This window comes from Acinetobacter seifertii (assembly GCF_016064815.1).
Lineage (GTDB): Bacteria > Pseudomonadota > Gammaproteobacteria > Pseudomonadales > Moraxellaceae > Acinetobacter > Acinetobacter seifertii.
In genome coordinates, this window is sequence record NZ_CP065820.1 from 1,870,063 (window position 1) to 1,888,942 (window position 18,880).

At 38.5% G+C, this 18,880-nt stretch carries 19 protein-coding genes; 10 read left to right on the top strand and 9 right to left on the bottom strand.

Annotated features, from left to right (window positions below; genetic code table 11):
- Window positions 1-79 precede the first annotated feature (79 nt).
- Window positions 80-988: an acetoacetate decarboxylase family protein gene (locus I8T81_RS08800; protein ID WP_198072633.1), complete on the bottom strand. Its 909-nt coding sequence runs from the start codon at window positions 986-988 to the stop codon at window positions 80-82.
- 319 nt (window positions 989-1,307) lie between these two features.
- Here I8T81_RS08800 and I8T81_RS08805 point away from each other — a divergent pair, with 319 nt between their 5' ends.
- The 4 genes from I8T81_RS08805 (at window position 1,308) to I8T81_RS08820 (ending at window position 5,401) form a co-directional block, all read left to right on the top strand.
- A complete protein-coding gene (locus I8T81_RS08805; RefSeq protein WP_000542615.1) occupies window positions 1,308-2,138 on the top strand; it encodes an alpha/beta fold hydrolase in 831 nt (276 codons plus the stop codon).
- Window positions 2,139-2,300: 162 nt separating this feature from the next.
- A complete protein-coding gene (locus I8T81_RS08810; RefSeq protein WP_198072634.1) occupies window positions 2,301-3,539 on the top strand; it encodes an NADH:flavin oxidoreductase/NADH oxidase family protein in 1,239 nt (412 codons plus the stop codon).
- Between the two features lie 15 nt (window positions 3,540-3,554).
- Window positions 3,555-4,622, top strand: a complete 1,068-nt coding sequence (locus I8T81_RS08815) for a saccharopine dehydrogenase family protein (RefSeq protein ID WP_198072635.1) — start codon at window positions 3,555-3,557, stop codon at window positions 4,620-4,622.
- A 203-nt stretch (window positions 4,623-4,825) separates the two neighbouring features.
- A complete protein-coding gene (locus tag I8T81_RS08820; protein WP_198072636.1) occupies window positions 4,826-5,401 on the top strand; it encodes a dihydrofolate reductase family protein in 576 nt (191 codons plus the stop codon).
- Window positions 5,402-5,468: 67 nt separating this feature from the next.
- Here I8T81_RS08820 and I8T81_RS08825 read toward each other — a convergent pair whose 3' ends face one another.
- Both I8T81_RS08825 and I8T81_RS08830 read right to left on the bottom strand, forming a co-directional pair.
- Complete coding sequence (locus tag I8T81_RS08825) at window positions 5,469-6,275, bottom strand: type 1 glutamine amidotransferase domain-containing protein (RefSeq protein ID WP_198072637.1); 807 nt, start codon at window positions 6,273-6,275, stop codon at window positions 5,469-5,471.
- A gap of 77 nt (window positions 6,276-6,352) precedes the next feature.
- A complete protein-coding gene (locus I8T81_RS08830) occupies window positions 6,353-6,769 on the bottom strand; it encodes a MerR family transcriptional regulator (RefSeq protein WP_198072638.1) in 417 nt (138 codons plus the stop codon).
- Between the two features lie 157 nt (window positions 6,770-6,926).
- On the opposite strand from I8T81_RS08830, the gene I8T81_RS08835 reads away from it, so the two are divergent.
- Entirely contained in the window at window positions 6,927-7,619 is a 693-nt protein-coding gene (locus I8T81_RS08835) for a type 1 glutamine amidotransferase domain-containing protein (RefSeq protein WP_198072639.1), read from the top strand.
- Window positions 7,620-7,717: 98 nt separating this feature from the next.
- Here the strand turns inward: I8T81_RS08835 and I8T81_RS08840 are convergent, their stop codons facing one another.
- From I8T81_RS08840 to I8T81_RS08860, 5 genes are all read right to left on the bottom strand, one after another.
- A complete protein-coding gene (locus I8T81_RS08840) occupies window positions 7,718-8,923 on the bottom strand; it encodes an NAD(P)/FAD-dependent oxidoreductase (RefSeq protein ID WP_198072640.1) in 1,206 nt (401 codons plus the stop codon).
- Window positions 8,924-9,082: 159 nt separating this feature from the next.
- Entirely contained in the window at window positions 9,083-9,631 is a 549-nt protein-coding gene (locus I8T81_RS08845; RefSeq protein WP_198072641.1) for an RrF2 family transcriptional regulator, read from the bottom strand.
- A gap of 199 nt (window positions 9,632-9,830) precedes the next feature.
- Window positions 9,831-10,850 carry an MBL fold metallo-hydrolase gene (locus I8T81_RS08850; protein WP_151761210.1) on the bottom strand — a complete coding sequence of 340 codons (1,020 nt, stop codon included), beginning with the start codon at window positions 10,848-10,850 and terminating at the stop codon, window positions 9,831-9,833.
- Between the two features lie 140 nt (window positions 10,851-10,990).
- On the bottom strand, window positions 10,991-11,560 hold the full coding sequence (locus I8T81_RS08855; protein ID WP_198072642.1) for a TetR/AcrR family transcriptional regulator: 570 nt from the start codon (window positions 11,558-11,560) through the stop codon (window positions 10,991-10,993).
- Window positions 11,561-11,643: 83 nt separating this feature from the next.
- A complete protein-coding gene (locus I8T81_RS08860) occupies window positions 11,644-12,372 on the bottom strand; it encodes a tetratricopeptide repeat protein (protein ID WP_227602159.1) in 729 nt (242 codons plus the stop codon).
- A gap of 336 nt (window positions 12,373-12,708) precedes the next feature.
- Here I8T81_RS08860 and I8T81_RS08865 point away from each other — a divergent pair, with 336 nt between their 5' ends.
- Together I8T81_RS08865 and I8T81_RS08870 are read left to right on the top strand one after the other, a co-directional pair.
- On the top strand, window positions 12,709-13,041 hold the full coding sequence (locus I8T81_RS08865) for a DUF2946 domain-containing protein (protein WP_227602160.1): 333 nt from the start codon (window positions 12,709-12,711) through the stop codon (window positions 13,039-13,041).
- 52 nt (window positions 13,042-13,093) lie between these two features.
- A complete protein-coding gene (locus tag I8T81_RS08870) occupies window positions 13,094-15,190 on the top strand; it encodes a TonB-dependent receptor (RefSeq protein WP_191009960.1) in 2,097 nt (698 codons plus the stop codon).
- Between the two features lie 102 nt (window positions 15,191-15,292).
- On the opposite strand, the gene I8T81_RS08875 is transcribed toward I8T81_RS08870, so the two are convergent.
- Window positions 15,293-16,342, bottom strand: a complete 1,050-nt coding sequence (locus I8T81_RS08875; RefSeq protein WP_198072644.1) for an AraC family transcriptional regulator — start codon at window positions 16,340-16,342, stop codon at window positions 15,293-15,295.
- Window positions 16,343-16,449: 107 nt separating this feature from the next.
- On the opposite strand from I8T81_RS08875, the gene I8T81_RS08880 reads away from it, so the two are divergent.
- Genes I8T81_RS08880 through I8T81_RS08890 form a run of 3 tightly spaced genes read left to right on the top strand, consistent with a single transcriptional unit; the run spans window position 16,450 to window position 18,867 of the window.
- Window positions 16,450-17,253: an SDR family NAD(P)-dependent oxidoreductase gene (locus I8T81_RS08880; protein WP_198072645.1), complete on the top strand. Its 804-nt coding sequence runs from the start codon at window positions 16,450-16,452 to the stop codon at window positions 17,251-17,253.
- Window positions 17,250-17,996 carry an acetoacetate decarboxylase family protein gene (locus I8T81_RS08885; RefSeq protein WP_198072646.1) on the top strand — a complete coding sequence of 249 codons (747 nt, stop codon included), beginning with the start codon at window positions 17,250-17,252 and terminating at the stop codon, window positions 17,994-17,996. The genes I8T81_RS08880 and I8T81_RS08885 overlap by 4 nt, the downstream gene beginning before the upstream one ends.
- 13 nt (window positions 17,997-18,009) lie before the next feature.
- The gene (locus tag I8T81_RS08890) at window positions 18,010-18,867 is read left to right on the top strand and encodes a metal-dependent hydrolase (protein WP_198072647.1); all 858 of its coding nucleotides are present in this window, start codon (window positions 18,010-18,012) and stop codon (window positions 18,865-18,867) included.
- Window positions 18,868-18,880 lie beyond the last annotated feature (13 nt).

Sequence of the window (18,880 nt, forward strand, 5' to 3'; positions counted from 1 at the left end):
AAGTAATGTCTAATTAACTACGCTTGAAAAGATATCTCTAAATTCGAAATTTCAAACGTAGTTAAAATGGACTTTTTATTTATGCTTTTAAATTAATTAAGGTAGGCAAATTAAGGACGACTTGTGCATCTTTTATAACATCTAAGCGTAGAATTTTTGAAGCACCTAGTTCATTTAATAACTTTGTTAAAGGACCTTCATTTTTCACAAGTCGTACTTTCTTTGGAAAAAGCTTTTGCGCAAAAGAAAGAATATTGGATTGAACTTCTGTTTGATGCCATTTTCCATCAACTACATGTAGCATAGTTGCTTTATTAATATGTGTTTCAGAATCGACATGTTTTAAAGTAGGAACAGCAGTTTTTAAACTTAAATCTAATTTTCCATTAACATCAGAAATATTGGCTTGCACTTCTTTTGAGTTAATCTCAACATCAATTTTAGTTAACCATTTTGGTAGCTGGTAACCATATACACCGCGCACTCTGGCGATTTCAGTATCAACTGGCAAAGCTAAAACATGTGCATAAAAATGACGTTGACGCATCGATTTTATTAACTCTACGATATGTGGCCCACGAGCATTAGGTTGACGTACAACAATCGCAATCGACACTTCGTTATAAGGGTCATTGTCACAAATAGAATAGGTAAAAAACGTAACAGCGACCAACCCGTAACCTGGAAATGGTTGTAATGGTGTTAAGTCAGCAGGAAGTTTTGCTTTAATATGTTTAATAGGCGCAAGCATGAGCAGTTGCACATTTGCACTACGATAATAAAAGTTAGGTGCCCAGACAGGACCTACTCGGGATTCCACAATTTTTTTAGGAATATGACGGAAAAAGTCGATGTTACCAACAGCAGGATCTTGAGCGACTTCATCTAAATCGGGGTTCATTCTGAAACGGTCATAATAACCACCTTTCGGTACTTTGACTTTTTGTTGCCCAAATTCAACTTCAGTAAACTGTTGTTTTGTATTCATGAAAGTTCACCTTTACATTAATTGACCGAGTAGCTAATGCTGTATATTTCAAGACGTGTTAATTTAGAGCCAGTTCAGAAACTATAAGTTTAAAGTTAGCTTTAAAGTCAAGATTTTAATTTTGAAGATGAAAGTCTTTGACATTTAAATGAAATAAAAAAGGGGAAAGATGAGAAGAATTTAAGAAGGTACTTTCATATAAATTTTATTTTTAAAAATACCATTAAGGTAATTGACCTTAAAGTTAACTTTAAGCTTAGTATAACTATCTAACCCGTTATAACGAATCAACAAGCAGTTTTTCATCAGGAGAACAAAGATGGGATATGTAACCACAAAAGACGGCGTAGAAATTTTTTATAAAGATTGGGGTCCACGCGATGCCCAAGTATTATTTTTTCATCACGGTTGGCCTTTAAGTTCAGATGATTGGGATACTCAATTACTTTTTTTCCTTAAAGAAGGTTTTCGTGTAGTTGCCCATGACCGCCGTGGACATGGGCGTTCGAGTCAGGTGTGGGATGGTCATGATATGGACCATTATGCAGATGACGTTGCAGAAGTGGTTAAACATCTGAATATTAAAAATGCAATTCATATTGGCCACTCAACAGGTGGCGGTGAAGTAGCTCACTATATTGCACGTCATGGTCAGGAAAATGTTAAGAAAGCTGTACTTGTTAGTGCAGTACCGCCGCTTATGGTTAAAACTGAAAATAATCCTGAAGGTTTACCAAAAGAAGTTTTTGACGATCTGCAAAATCAGGTTCTCACAAACCGTGCGCAATTTTTCCGAGACCTTCCATCTGGCCCGTTCTATGGTTTTAACCGACCAGATGCAAAGCCATCTGAAGGTATCATTGCTAACTGGTGGCGTCAGGGTATGACAGGCAGTGCAAAAGCGCATTATGATGGTATCGTAGCGTTCTCACAAACTGACTTCACCGAAGATTTAAAGAAAATCACCATTCCTGTTTTGGTGTTGCATGGCGATGATGACCAGATCGTGCCTTATAAAACGTCTGGCGTAAAATCTGCAGAGTTACTTCAAAATAGCCAACTCAAAATCTATCCAGGTTTTTCTCATGGCATGTTAACTGTGAATCATGAAGTGATTAATGCGGACTTGTTGGCATTTATTCGCGAATAATTTAAAGCTTTAGACTTTAAAAAAAGAGGCCTATTAAGTGCCTCTTTTTTTTATTTATAAATAAATGAAATTGAAAGTAATAAATATAGAAATGCTAAAAGGTATTGACATTAAAGTTAGCTTTAACCTTAAAGTAAAGCCATACTGAATGAGGTCATTCCAATGAAAGTGTTCGAAAAATTAGTATTACCAAATGGCTCATATGTTCCGAACCGTATTGCTAAAGCAGCAATGGAAGAAAACATGGCTGATTTAAACCATGCACCATCAGAAGAATTAATGCGTTTATATCAAGCTTGGGCAAATGGTGGTGTCGGTCTAATTATTACCGGAAATGTGATGGTAGACCGCCGAGCGATGACCGGACCGGGCGGTGTAGTGCTTGAAGATGAAAAGCATCTAGATACTTTTAAAAAATGGGCACAAATTGGTCGCTCAAAAGGTGCTCAGATTTGGCTTCAAATTAACCATCCGGGGCGTCAAATGCAGTCAAATTTAGGGCAACAAACATGGGCGCCTTCTGCTGTTGCTTTAGATTTAGGAAAAATGTCAAATCGCTTTAATACGCCAATCGAAATGACTGAATCTATGATTGCAGAGGTGATTCAGCGTTTTGCAAATACAGCGCGTTTAGGTGAAAAAGCAGGGTTTACTGGTGTAGAAATTCATGCAGCGCATGGTTATTTGTTAAGTCAGTTTCTTTCTCCACTGAGCAATAAACGCCAAGATCAATGGGGTGGTTCTTTAGAAAACCGTGCTCGTATTTTAATTGAGATTGTGGAAGCTGTTCGTAAAGTGGTTTCGCCTCAGTTTACTGTAGCGGTAAAACTCAATTCAGCCGATTTCCAACGTGGTGGGTTTAGCGCTGAAGATGCTCAACAAGTGGTTAAAATGTTAAATGAGCATGCGGTTGATTTAGTTGAACTCTCAGGCGGTAGCTATGAAGCGCCAGCCATGCAAGGTCAAGCACGTGATGGTCGCACACTTGCTCGCGAAGCTTACTTTTTAGAATTTGCACAAGAAATTCGTAAAGTTGCCAAAATGCCTGTTATGGTGACAGGTGGCATACGCCGTAAACAAGTGGCAGAGAAAGTGATTGAAAGTGGTGTAGATATGGTCGGTATTGCCACAGCTCTAGCAATTGAACCTAATTTGCCAAATGCTTGGAAACAAGGCCAGAATCTTACTCCTGAGTTAAAACCAATTACATGGGAAAATAAAACATTGGCTTCACTTGCCAATATGGCAGTGGTCAAATTCCAGTTACGTAATGTAAGCGCTGGTAAAAAAACAAAACCAAATGTTTCACCAGCTTGGGCTTTAATTTTGCAACAATCAGCGATGTCATGCCGTACCCGCCAATACAAAAAAGGCATGCGTGACTATACATTTGCTTCTTAATAAGTGAGTTGTGTTATGACAAATCCTAACGATTCAAACTGGATAATTTATGGAGCAAATGGCTACACGGGCGAGTTAATCGCTCGTGAAGCTGTACGCCAAGGTCTAAAACCGACTTTGGCTGGCCGTAACAAAGCTAAGGTTGAAGCACTTGCTCAAGAGTTGGGACTTGACTATAAAGCTTTTGGACTTGATAACGTAAATGCGGTCAGTGAGCAACTCCAAGGTTTTAAACTGGTCATGCACTGTGCAGGGCCATTTTCTGCAACATCAAAACCCATGATGGAAGCTTGTATAAATGTCGGCGCTCACTATTTAGATATTACCGGTGAAATTGCTGTATTTGAATTAGCACAGTCACTTAACAGCCAAGCTGAAAAAGCCGATATTGTGCTTTGTCCGGGTGTTGGTTTCGATGTAATCCCGACAGACTGTGTTGCTGCCGCGCTCAAAGAAGCATTGCCAGATGCGACCCATTTAGCACTTGGTTTTGACTCTAGAACAGGGTTTTCACCGGGTACTGCTAAAACAAGTACAGAAGGCATGGCCGAAGGCGGAAAAATTCGTAAGAACGGAAAAATTACCACCGTTCCATTAGCACATTATGTTCGAGTCATTGATTTTGGTGACGGTAAAAAAAGTGCTATGAGTGTTCCGTGGGGAGACGTATCTACAGCGTTCTATACAACCGGCATTCCAAACATTGAAGTGTTTGTACCTGCATTTCCTAAAATGATTTTTGGCGCCAAAATGATGAACTATTTACGCCCAGTATTAAAAATTAATGCTGTGCAGAAGTTTATTAAGTCGCGTATTGAAAAAACAGTTGTTGGGCCAAATGAGGAACTCCGCGCGAAAGTACCTACTTATGTTTGGGGTGAGGTAAGAAATACGCGTGGGGAAATCAAAACCGCCCGTATCCAAACGGAAAACGCTTATAGCCTTACCGTAAATGGTTCACTGACTGTGGTGAATTATTTACTCAAAAATACCGTGAAAGGCGGTACATATACGCCAGCAAAATTGATGGGTTATAAGCTAGTGACTGAGTTACCGGGTTCTGGTCCGCTAGTCATTACTTAACCAAGTCTTTATTAAAACAGCATGTTTATAGATAACCCGGATAAGGAGTCATTCTTGTTCGGGTTATTTTTTAAATATTTCAAGTAAATATAGCTTTCTATAGATAAAAAGAAAAACAGAAAACAAAACACCCCATAAGAAATAATTCAAATTGAATATACTAAAAAGTGATAAATATTTTTCATAACAAAGGAATGAGAATAATGAGAAAACTCATACTGTTTCTTCATACATCGCTAGACAGTTTTGTAGAAGGTCCAAATGGGGCAATGGACATAGGCTGGATTGCTTACGATGCCGATTTGGCAAATCATGCCAAAGAAATTTTGAGCACTGCCGATACGGTGATTTGGGGACGTGCGACTTACCAAATGATGCATAATTACTGGCCAACCATGCTTTCAAATCCGGAAGCTTCAGAGCATGAACGCAATCACGCTAAGCGGATTGAAAAGACTGAAAAAATCGTTTTTTCAACCACATTAGATACAGTGGAGTGGAATAATTCCAGATTGGTAAAAGACCATGTCGAAGAAGAAATTAATAAGCTGAAACAAAAAGCGGGGAAGGATATGGTGATTCTGGGGAGTCCAAGGTTCGCGCACTACCTGATGCAACTTGATTTAATTGATGAATATAAAATTACGGTTTCGCCTGTCTTAATTGGTAGTGGCTTGCCACTATTCCAAGGTATTCAGGAAAAGACCAATCTTAAGCTTATTGAAAATAAAACGTTTGCTTCTGGTGCGATAGCTCTTCACTATCAAAAGATAAGTTAATTTTTTCTATAATATTTATATGAAAAAGACGAATTACAGGGGTAGTCTGTAATTCGTCTTTTTAGATTTATTGAATTGTACTTAAACGCTTAATCACTGCTTCAGCAATTTCTTTACTTGATTGAGGGTTTTGTCCAGTAATAATTCTGTCGTCTGAAACCACATACGACGTAAACGGAATAAATGCTTCTTTGTATTTTGCTCCACGTTCAATGAGTCCATTTTGTAAAGAAAATGGAACTTGAGACTTAATACCTGAAAGTGTTTCTTCTATATTTGCAAAACCTGTAACAGTTCTACCTGCAATTAAGGGTTTGCCATTTTCATCCTGTAAAGGCAATAAACCACCCACGCCGTGACAGACCGCTGAAACGACTCCACCTTGGCGATAGATCTGTTCGCTAATGTTTTGCAAAGCTTTATTGTTTGGGAAATCCCACATGGTGCCGTGTCCGCCAGTATAGTAAATAGCTTTGTACTGAGTAGGATTAATCGCGCTCGGAGCTAATGTTGTTTTTAAGCGCTGCATAAAGGCCGGGTCAGCTAAATGCTGACGAGCAGATTTGTCTAAGTAAATAGACTTTAAGCTACGTTCATCTAGTGGTACTTGACCACCTAAAGGACTTACAAAATCCATTTCATAGCCAGCAGCTAAGACCACATCGTAAAAATGAGTGAGTTCAGTCAGCCAAAGTCCTGTTGTATCCGAACGGGAAGGGTAAGCCGAGTGATTGGTCATTACGACTAGAATTTTTCCATTTACTTTGGTAAGGCTTTGAGCTTTATCTGACTCTGCGGCATGTACCACATGTGTAGTCAAAAAAATGGCAAAAATAATGCTTAACCAACGCTGAAAATTCCAAACTTTAAACATCACAGGCTCCTCATTTATCACCTGTAGCCAATCGTATGTTTAAAGCACACTTTAAGGTCAATAGAGTTGTTAAAAAATTACGGTGTTTTTGCTTTGTCGAAATAGAGATTCATAAGACGTTCTGCATTTTGCTCGCAGGTAATTTCATCGGGTTTGTTGTTGATTGCATCAATCATGGTACGTAAGTTTTGCTTACTCACCTTTAGCTTTTGTTCTAAAAGTTCTATTTCCTGAATTTTTAATTCAATTGTTTGGATGAGTGCGTCATGGTTCCAAGTGGCAACTTTTGAAGGCAAAAAAGCTTTAATTTCTGCTAAAGAAAAACCAACTTGCTGGGCTTGCTGAATCAAAGAAAGCTGCTTCAAATCATTATCGTTATATTCACGATAACCATTCGATTTTCTTTTTGCTTTAGGTAAAAGTTTGATTTGCTCGTAATAACGAATTGTAGGGGTGCTTAAGCCACTTAATTTAGATAACTCGCTAATATTCATAGCTACAGACTCTATTGACATTCGAGTTAACTTTAGACTTATAGTCACTTAAAAGCAAGGTTCATAACTTTACCAAGCACACACTTTCATTAACAGCTTTCTATGCTTTGATAGATATAAGAATAGAATTATAAATATGGAAATGAGGTGAAAAAAAATGTCTAAACGCATATTACATGTCGTGACTAATATTTCACGCTATAAGGATGTTGATGAACCAACAGGGCTATGGTTAGGCGAACTTACCCATGCCTATGATGAGTTTGAAAAGCAAGGTTATATACAAGATATTGTTAGCCCAAATGGTGGTAAACCACCGATTGAACCTAAGTCACTTTTGCCTTTAGTTGCAGATAAATCTGTTAAAGATCGAGAAAAAGATCAATCTTTTATAATGCTGCTGGCCAATACATTTAAGCCTTCAGATATCAATTGGCAAGACTATGACGTGATCTACTATACGGGTGGTCATGGTGTGATGTGGGATTTTTTAGATAATCCTGAACTGCAAGAAATCACTAAAAACATTTATGAAAATGGCGGCATCGTTTCGAGTGTTTGTCATGGATATTGCGGTTTGCTCAACGTCAGACTTTCAAATGGCAAACGACTAATAGAAGGCAAAAAGTTAACAGGCTTTGCTTGGAGTGAAGAAGTTCTGGCAGGGGTTGCGAAAAAAGTCCCATATAATGCCGAAGAGCTAGCGCAAGAATATGGCGCTCGTTATGAAAAAGCTTTCATCCCATTTGCGCCGTATGTGGTTCAGGACGATAATTTGATTACTGGTCAAAACCCGTTTTCAGCTAAAAAGACGGCTTTAGCAATAGTAGAAGAGCTAAAAAAGTCGTAATTGTTAATGATTCAAATATGAACCAGACAAGCAAAACCTGTGACGGTTTTGCTTGTCTGTTGTTTAAATAAAGTGGTTTGATGTAGCACGGCTAATTTTTAAGGAACAATTACAAAATCAGGGTTTGCTATTGCAAAAACTGCTTCACGGTCTGCGGCTGGTGGATAAATCCAGACGGTATTAATTTCTTGTTTAATTTTTTTAGCTTCATCACGCACAAATTGAACCTGACGATCCCAACCTTCAGTATAAAGTGCGCCCCAAGGACCTAAGTCAACACATGTCACATACTTTGGTTGGCTGTATGGATGAAGTGGTAAATCAACTAGTTCTGCCGCAGCATTGTAACCCGCTACACGACCTAGACTCATGGCATGTTGGCAAGACATCACGTTAAAGTTACCTAAATCATCGGTTGGAACTTTTACCGTATCGCCAGTCACAAAAATATTTTTTGCTTCAGGTGCATGTAAATAAGCATCACCTAAAATACGTCCTAAATTATCTTTTTCACCCGTAACTTGAGAGGTGAGCGAGTTAGCTCGCATGCCCGCAGTCCAAATCACGGTTTCTGTTTCAATTCTTTCGCAATTTGAAAGCGTTACCCCTGATGCATCAAGTGCAGTAACGCGTAGCCCAGCTTTACCTTCCACACCGAGTTCTGTGAGAGCTTCTCGAATAACTGTAGCAGCTTGGTCACCCATTGCTGCACCAATTTCTGTTGAGGAATCAACTAAAACTACACGGACATCAGTTTCACCTAAAATGCTACGCAGACGTTCAGGCATTTCGGTAACGGTTTCTAACCCGGTAAGACCACCACCTGCAACGACCACCGTATTACGCGCTGCATTTGCAGGTTTATGGGCTAAGTTTTTAAGATGTTGATCTAGTTTTTCGGCATCTTCTAGTGTGCTTACGCTAAAGCCATATTCGGTAAGACCTGATATAGGCGGCATAAACGTAGTACTTCCGGTTGCCAGAATAAAACGGTCATAGCTTAAGGTTTGTTTGCTGCCATCGGTGGTGGAAACTTCAATTGCCTGTTGGTCGACATCAATTTTATTTACCCAACCTGCTAGAAATTTAACCCCAACTACACTTAATAAATCTGAAATATCAGGGTTCATGTTTTCTAGTACAGCTTCATAAAGACGAGGACGAATATCAACATTCGGGCTAGGGGAAACCATCACTACTTCAATATTTTGTTCTTGCGACGCTAAGTAAATTGCTCTTTGTGCAGCAAGTGCAGCCCACAAACCAGCAAAACCAGAACCTGCAATAATAATACGCTTGCTCATTTAATTATCCTTTTGATCGATTTTTCGGACAATACATTCCAACTCATCACTAAATTTAGGGTGAGCGAATCCTTTCCCTGATTGTCCGAAAAATCTGAGAAGGCGTTTAAAACGATTAGGGGGTGTTATTGCTCTAGGGTTTAAGACCCTTTAAGCTCATTAGTCGGAGGTATCCTGTGAGATTTTATTTTTCCGCATTTTTGCTGTTCTTCCTTCAATGCGTTCATTGATCCAGCCATTTACATCACTAAAAAATACGTCGGGTGCATAACGGCTAAAACGGTCAGCAATATCACCAAGTGTATGAGCACTTAAAGCGTCTCGCATGGCTTTTTCGGCCTGTAGCATGACGGCATGCACTGCACACACACCACTGGTTGCCCAGTCTGGTGGAGCATGATTAAAGACCGCGCATTTACCACGAACTTCTTGGCATTCAAAAAGCGGTTTTTCACCTTCGATCGCATTCACAATATCTAAAAAACTGATTTCATGAGCAGATCGGGCGAGTAAATACCCACCACGAACACCTTCTTGAGCAATAACGAGACCAGCCTTTTCAAGTTTAGGAAAAATCTTGGCCATAAAACTTGGAGAGACTCCTTGTAATTCAGCAAGATCCTTACTACTCAAAGGTTTATCTTCATTGTTCACAAGAAAAAGAAGACAGTGAATCGCATACTCGACGCTACTAGTGATATAAGCCATTTAATTTCATAATTGATCAACTACAAACACAGACTAATGTAGTCTGTGTTTTTAGTCAATAGTGAAACTAAGACAAAGTTAGTCCTAGTTTTGTTTTGTAGTGGGATAGATGGCAGAAGTAGAGGATATATAACTGAATTTAAATACCTTTAAAGTACAATTGAAGGATATAAATAATTTAAAAAAATTATCGAAAAACTTACGAACGCCACCAATAATTTTCTGCATTTGGTTCATTTAAATTGAGTATTTGCCCCATTTGCGGTGTGCTAATCGCTAAATTATTTTCATGGGCCAAACCGACAATACGTTCAAACGGGTCATCCCAAGCATGGAGCGCTAAGTCAAAAGTACCATTGTGAACAGGTAATAAATGACGACCTTTTAAATCGATATGTGCTTGCAAAGTTTGCTCTGGTTGCATGTGAACATCGGGCCATTCAGGGTCGTAAGCACCCGTTTCTAACATGGTCAAATCAAACGGACCATAACGGTGTCCAATCTCTTTAAACCCATCAAAATATCCCGTGTCACCACTGAAAAATACACGTAAGTCATTATCAATAATTACCCACGAAGCCCAAAGCGTCGCATTACTATCGCCCATACCACGGCCTGAAAAGTGATGAGCAGGGGTGGCAACCAATTTTAGTCCATCCACATGTGTAGTATCCCACCAGTCGAGTTGTTGAACTTTTTCTGCTGGAATTCCCCATTTAATGAGCGTGTCACCCACACCAAGTGGTGTTAAGAAATGCTCAACTTTATCGTTCAGTTGCATCACTGCATGATAGTCGAGGTGGTCGTAGTGGTTATGCGACAAAATCACGCCTTTAATCGGTGGTAACTCGGCAATGCTAATTGGTGGCTGGTGAAAACGTTTTGGACCAATCCACTGAAAAGGTGAAGCACGATCCGAGAAAACAGGGTCGGTTAACCAAAACTCATTTTGCAGTTTTAACAAAATGGTTGAGTGGCCCAAACGAAATAGCGAGCGGTCAGGCGCAGTTAAAAGCTGTTCTTTGGTTAAGCTTAAAACAGGAATTTCTTTGTTGGGTACTGTATCTTTTGGTTTGTTAAAAAGAAACTTCCACATAAGTTGAAGTGTTTTGCCAAAAGAAGGCTTGTGTTGGTTTGGACGCGTATTTCTAAATTTGCCATTGTGCTGCTGAGATGGCATTAAGGGAGAAGGCAAGTCTGTTGTGTTTGAAATCGTCATCTTGTTTTTCCTTATTGGAACAAACCTATATATGCAAATAAGAACTTGGGCTAAGTACTTATTTTGATTTAATTAAAATGAGTATTTACTCACTCATTAATTGATTTAAAAATAAGGACGCCGTGCATCCTTATTTTTATCTAAATTGAAACTGCATGCCAAAACGCTTCAAAGCCAGATTTGCGATAACGCTCAGTTTGAGAAGGGTCTTGAGCAATAAAATTAAGAGTAACTTCTGCAAGCGCACCTAAAATCGAAGCAATAAATAACGGTGGATAATCTCTTAATTTGCCATCGTTAATACGTTCTTGAATGTTTTGGGTGAGGTCACAAAAGGTTTGCATGCCAACTTGTTTGCTTTGCTCGGTAATTTGTTCCGAGGTTGAAAGCTGTGCCATTACTTTACGTTTAAGCGGAGCTTCTAAACTCCAGTCCAAATAGCTTTGCCAGATATGCGACATTTGTGTTTGTAGGTCAGCGTTAGTTGGGTAACTAAGCATCATGACCTGACGTAGCTCAGCCTTGAGCGAAAGATATAACTGATTCAGCAATTCTTCTTTATTACTAAAATAGGTAAATAAAGTACCTTCTGCCACGCCAGCAACTTTAGCGATTTTTGAGGTAGACGCACGCTCGCCAAGCTCTGCTAATGTTTCAATAGCAGCACTTAAAATTGCATTACGTTTATCTTCACTGCGTGGACGAGCCATATACAAACACATTAATTGAGTGATTACTCAATCATACACCGAAATTAGCAAAGTGCAAGTGAATCAAAATATTTGCGTAATAATTAGGATAAAAACAAAAGATTAATCATTAATTCAGCTGTTTTATTGCCATGCGCTTTTGATCGTTCATACCATTCTTTTGCCTTAACTTTGTCTTTTTCTACGCCATGCCCTTTTTCATACATATAGCCTAGTAGAAATTCAGCAGAATTATCATTAGATTCAGCTGCCTTTAATAAATAAGTAAGTGCTTTTGTATAATCTTGATTTATTAATTTACCTTGATAATAAATAGAACCTAACATTGATTGAGCTACAGTATTGCCATGATTAGATGCATTGGTTAAAAGCTCAATCCCTTTATCTTGATTTTTTTCTAAGCCATCTCCTTGTAAGTAAGCAACACCTAATAGAGATGTAGCTCCATAATTTCCAAGAGCGTCTGCTTTCTTTAATAGTTCAAGATACTTTTTATTATTCTTTTCAATGATATTACCTTTTGAGTACATTATAGCTAAGAGGACCATTGCATTCGTATCATTTTTATTTATGGCTTTTTGAAGCCATTCAACACCCTTGGCTGGATTTTTATCAGTTCCAAAACCATTAAAATACATATCTGCTACTGCAATTTGTGATTTGGTATAACCAAGTTTTGCTGATTTTTCATACCATTCAAATGCTTTATGATAATCCTTAGGGTTCCCATATAATCCCTCAAAGTATGAATTGCCCATGAAGTGAATGACTTCTACATCTCCTTTCGCAACAGCTGCTGAAACTTTTTCCATATTAATCGTTCTACTTTCGGCATAAACAGTATTTTGTAGAAAAATAATAGTTAAAGTTAAAAATATTAATCGATTAAGAAAAAAAATCATGAAAGCTTATACCTTAGGCAGATTATCTTATATAAGTTAATGTTTGATTAATATATTATTGATTTAAAAAGTATATTCAATTTTTTTTTTGAGATTGGCTTACTTTGTGGCCTATAAAAAAATATGCTATTTTTCACAGCACTTTGGTGAGACTAATTTTTCATGTATCGGTTTGGGCTCTTAATCGGCTTACTAGCAATATTGCTACAGAACCTCGTGTTCTGGCAAAGCCTATTGCCCAGCGAAATGCATCAGCAAATGGTATGTGAACAAATTAGTGGAATGATGAATCATTCAACTATGCAGTCTGAACGACATTTATCTCACCATATAAAAAATGATTCTCATGAAAAGCTCTTAAACAAAAACGTTCAGCATGACTCAAGCTTAAGCTGTCATTTTTGTTATCTCTATAGCCACATTGCAAATATTGATGGCTTCAACTTCACCTTGTTTGCAATTGGTGTCGTTGTTCGTCTTATTATGCTGGCAACTTTGAGTTATATATTATTTTATTTAAGACGCTTATTTCTTTCACCGCAAGGGCGAGCCCCACCTAAACAACTTTGTTTTGCTTAATTTATTACTAGGTACGTGTCTGTTCCTATTTAATTACTAAACAGAGTTTGTCATGTCTAAATTTTTACTTCATCCACTTGCGTGGAGCATTTTATTTGCTCAATTTTCTATGTCAGCCATGGCACAAAGCCAACCTGAGGGCCAGATTGCCGAGCTTGAAATAATTACGGTTAAAGCCGAAGAGAGCAGTGAAAACTCTAATTCTTCAACAGCGTTAACCCAATTTGACCATAGTTTGTTAGATGTTCCATTTACTAAGTCTCATGTATCGGCTCAAGATATTAAAAATAATAATATTCAACGTGTGAGTGATGCATTAGCTTTAGTTAATGGTGTGGTGTATCAAGATAGTTATGGTGGTGGTTTTTGGGATAACTATTCATTTCGTGGTTTTAGTACCGACCCCAACATGGGAACAAACTATTTACGTAATGGTTTGAGTTCTTTAAGTGGTATTCATACTGCAAGAGATATGGTGAATGTTCAGGCAATCGATTTTTTAAAAGGACCTATGGCAGCCATGTATGGGCAAGGAGCTATAGGTGGCATTATGAACATTACCACCAAACAACCAGAATGGACGCCAAAAAATGAAGTAAGTTTAAGTGGCAGTACATTAGAAGAATATCGAGCTTCACTAGATAGCACAGGCGCATTAAATGATGCTGTTGCCTATAGGCTTGGACTGGCTTATGAAAATAATCAGAGTTTCAGAGACCATGTCGACAGTCAGCATTATTTTATTGCTCCACAACTTGCATGGAAAATTTCGGATCAGACACAGCTTAATTTAGATACAGAATTTTCTGAACATCAAGGCGTGTTTGATCGCGGTGTTCCAATGGTAAACGGGGCATTTGTTGTCAATAAAAAGACCTTTTTGGGTGAGCCTTCAGATGGGGACATTAAGGTTAAAGATCAACTGTACCAGTTACGGTTAAATCATCAATTTAATGAAAACTGGAATAACACGACAGCTTTAAGCTACGGTCATGGCGAACGGGAAGGAACCTCTACTGAAATTTCGAGTATTTCAGCAGATGGTCAAACTGCAAACCGATTTAGACGTTACCGTCAATTTGAAACAGATACATTTCAGTTCCAATCGATTTTACGCGGGAAACTAAATACAGGAACAATCAGGCACGAAGTAGTCGCAAACATTGAAGCTGGGCACTATACCATTGACCAAACTCAGCTTCGTAATGCAGTCGGTACATCTAGCCCGATTAATATTTATAATCCAGTTTACGGACAAAATATTTTAGCTTTGACCAGAACAACCAAAAATACCAAAGAAATTCAAAATATGCTGGGACTGAACTTACAAAACCAGATTTTTTTGAATGATCAATGGAATTTGTTGCTTGGAGGGCGTTTTAATCGTCTTGAACAACAAATTGATGACTACAGAACAGGAATATCGGCTCAGCAAAGATTTACACCTTTGAGTCCACGTGTTGGAGTGAACTATCAACCTACAACAAAGCTTTCTTTCTATAGTAATTGGGGGAAATCTTTTGAGTTAAATACAGGTCTTAATAAAGATAATCGACTGTATGACCCAGAGAAAACCAAGAGTTGGGAAATTGGGACAAAATACCAATTTTTACCGCAAAGCTGGTTTGGTCTAACTTATTTTGATTTAGATAAACAACATTTACTGACTGAAGGTATAACCGACAGTTATGTAGATAGTGGTCGCGTCCAAAGTCATGGTGTTGAAATAGAGTTAAAGCACAAGTTTAGCGATCATCTTAATGTAGGCGCGAATTATACTTTAACGAAAGCTTCTGTTTTAGAAAGTGAAGTCGATGCGAAAGGCGCTCGCCTTAAAAATATTCCTAAGCACACTGCAAACTTAAACGCAGATTATCAGTTTGAGTTATTTGGAAGGGCAGCTGGCTTAGTAGGCAACGTCAATTACTTTGGGAAACGTAGTGCCAACTATATTGATAATGGAACAAGTTTGCCTGAGTTTACAGTGGTTAATGTCGGTGGCTATATGCAAGTGCGCCCAGATTTAAGGGTGCAGTTAAATGTTGATAATATCTTTGATAAAGATTATTACGTTTCAAGTTATACAGATGAATGGGTACAACCCGGTGAACCTTTAAAGGCAACTTTATCTATGACTTGGAATTTTTAAATAAAAACTAATAAATAGAAAGGATTAACCAAAATGGGGCGTATTTACAGGCCCCATTTTATTAAGTTTATAATTTAACTAGCTAGAGTGCTTTTCTTAAAATTATATCGAATTCTTTCTAAATGTAATGGGTGTTTGACCTGTCCATTTCTTAAAAGCTCGTGTGAAATTTGTAGGTTGTATATAGCCCAGATAAAGCGCAATTTCTTGTATATCCATATCACTATGAAGTAACAAATGCTCAGCTTCTTTTTGTTGAGCTTCTTCAAGCAGTTGAATATATGAAGAACCAACTTGGTTCAAATGGCGCCGTAATGTTCGACTAGACATGTTTAAGCGAGTCGCTATTTCATCAAATGAGGGATAACCCACCTGTGGTTTTAAGTTTAGTTCGGCCTTTACGGTCAGGCATATATCTTTAATTTGTTCTGAAAAACGTATTTGTTCAGCTTCACACTGCGTCAGAGCTTGTTTAAAAGCGATCGGATCTGCCATTTTAATGGGTAAATCTAAAAGCTGTTTCTTATATCGAATTTGATTGGTCGCTTGGTTAAAGCGAATAGGTGGCAGTAATTGTTGATAGGCTTTTTGATAGATAGGTTCAGGCCAATCTGCCCATAACTCAATTTCAGCAAAATCATGCTCTATTAGAAATTGGCCAGTTTGAATCACCCCAATCATTAAGCATTCATAAAAAAATCGTCTAAGCGTTTCAGCTTGTTCGGGTTGATTGCTGACAATTGGGTGAGTTTCATTTATTTCAATAATAGAAAACTCATTATTTTCAAGCAAAGCAATACGATAATCTTTTAATCGCATGTTAAAGAATTGCGTTGAAACCTCAATGGCTTGACGAAGGTTTGGACTACTCATAAGGGCGTATCCCATCGGGCCATGAGCAGTTAAACGCAGTTTTAGTCCATATTCATATCCTAAGCCAGAATCTTTCGACAATAACAAGCTTTCCCACGCTAGCTTAGACCACTGCACAGGGGTAATTCGCGCATCTAGTTGATCTAAAAGGTTTAATGAAATTTTACTTTTCTTCAAAATTTCAAGGGCTGAAAATCCTTTGTCGACCATGATTTCTAATAATAAATGCGCATAAGAAATAGGAATGCTGGCTTTGGAAAGCCCATACGGATCTTTCATATTACTTTTTGTTTTGGCCGAAAATGATTATCAGTATGTCTGATCCACATCTCACGCTCAAGTTAAAAGTTCGGAATAATCAAACTATTGTATTTTGAGCATCAATTATGAGCTTACCTATTCCACAAACTTCCTCTCGAGTTGTGATTACTGGCGCTTCATCGGGCATTGGTGAACAGCTAGCAAAACAGTTTGCTGTACGGGGCTATTCTTTAGTTTTAGTGGCTCGTCGTGTAGACAAACTACAGACACTCGCAGAAAAACTAAAAGCCGAATATCAAATATCCGTAGATTTATATCCATGTGATTTGGGTGATCGGACGGCGCGAGCTAAATTTCGTGATTATTTAGAAAATATTGAAGTAGCCATTCTTTGTAATAACGCGGGATTTGCAACTTTTGGTTGCCTACAAGACTTAGATGCAGACCGAGAGCGTGAAGAAGTTGAAGTTAATTCGGTGGCAATTCATGACCTGACTTTAGCCGTGTTGCCACAAATGATTAAAAGAAAAACTGGGGCAATACTCATTGTGGGTTCTACTTCTGGGCATCAGCCAACTCCAGCAAACGCAACTTATGCAGCAACCAAGGCATTTGCCAACTCTTTTGCCGAGTCATTACATAGTGAACTTAAAGGGACAGGGGTTAGCTGTACATTGCTGGCTCCGGGACCAACAAAAACTGGTTTTAATGAAGTTGCAGGCATTACAAAAATTGATGGTGTAGGTGGCGGTCTTGTTTGGGTAACAGCAGAACGCGTCGCCAAAGAAGCCATTCAAGGAATGGATCGGAATTGTCGAATTGTGATTCCGGGTTTCGTGGCACAGGCTCAAACCTTTGGTGGGCGTTACACACCACGCATTATTTTACTGCCCATCCTTAAACAAGTATTTTCGAGATTAAGCTCATGAAACAGTTAATTAATGACTTACGTGTGCCTGTGGGTTTAGCCAATCTTGGCAATAAGCTTTATCACAATGCCCACTATTTGACTGCCGTCGTTGAAGTTGATGAAAAAGCGATGGCACGTTGGTTACCGTCTGGAATGACACTGGTTAAACCTGCCAGAGCCGATCTGTTTTGTGCGTATTTCCCAGAAAATGTCTATACGGGTGCTTACCATGAAGCGGGTTTATTTGTTCATATTAAAGTTGGCAACAGAACAGGAATCTTTTGTCCTTGGATGATTTTGGACGATGACCGCGCCATGATTATTGGCCGTGAATTGTTAGGCTATCCTAAAAAGATGGGTGAAATTAGCTGGGAAAATGATGGCAAACGCATTTTAAGCAAAGCTTCACGCCGAGGTACAACACTCATTGAAATGGAAGCCAAGCTGGGTGAAGTCATTCATGATGCACCTCCAATTTTAGGATTACCACATCGGAATATTACGGGTGGATTAGGAATTGGTTTACCACGTGAAGTCCGATTTACCCCAAAAGAGCATCCCGTTGAAGTGCGTCAGGTTGAAATGAACCTACGTTTTACAGGTACAGCAAACGACCCTTTACATGATATGGGGTTAGGCGAAGTTATTGAGGCCAGATTACATCGCGTTGATTTGTCGGGAGGATTAATTCCACCGATTCAAATACCTCGTTTACGCACGCCATTATTTTTATTACGCCAGTTTAATCCACGCGTTTTATAACTGGAGAATAAATATGAATGCATTCTTTCAGTCAAAGCCAGCTCAAGATTTTTCTAAAATTTCTGCATCAATTGACATTACAGTGCGCCAATTAGATTTGTCTTTTCCAGATGAAATACCAGAGTTTTGGTTTAAAAATAATCCCTTGCTGACCATGTTATTTACTGCCTTGTCGAGTGCTTTCCCAGATGGTGAACGGCAGTTTATTTATAGTGTGCGTAATTATCAGGACAAAATTAGCGATCCTATTTTGCTTAAACAAGTCCGAGCTTTTATTGGTCAAGAAGCCCATCACGGCAAAGAGCACGATGCGCTTAATGCTGCGATGCTTAAAAAAGGCTATCCAGTTGAACGCATTTATAAACGTTTTAAAAAGATGAACCGTATGTTGCAGCAACGATTTTCTTTAGAGCATCAGTTGGCTTGCACGGTATGTATGGAACATTTAACGGCAATTTTAGCGGACTATTTTATTAGCATCGCGCCCGAAGACTTAGAGTTGTTTAATGTTCATTTGCGAAAAATTTGGGCTTGGCATGCGATTGAAGAAACAGAGCATAAAGCTGTGGCGTTTGATGTTTACCAATCTTTAGTGAATAGACCTTATTTCTTACGGTTGGTGATGTTAGAAACCACGCTTTCTTTTCTCATCATTACCACCAGAGGAACAAAAGAGCTTTTAAAGGCTTCTGGCAAAAATAGAGATTTTAAAAGTCTATATGTGGGTTTGAAATATTTGCTTGGTGGTCAAGGTGTGATCCGAAAAATTAGTCGCAGTTACTTAGATTTTTATTCTAAAGATTTTCACCCTTGGCAACACGATAACCGTGAACAAATGATGAAATTAAAAGACATATATCTCAATGAATGATTTTTAAATTTAG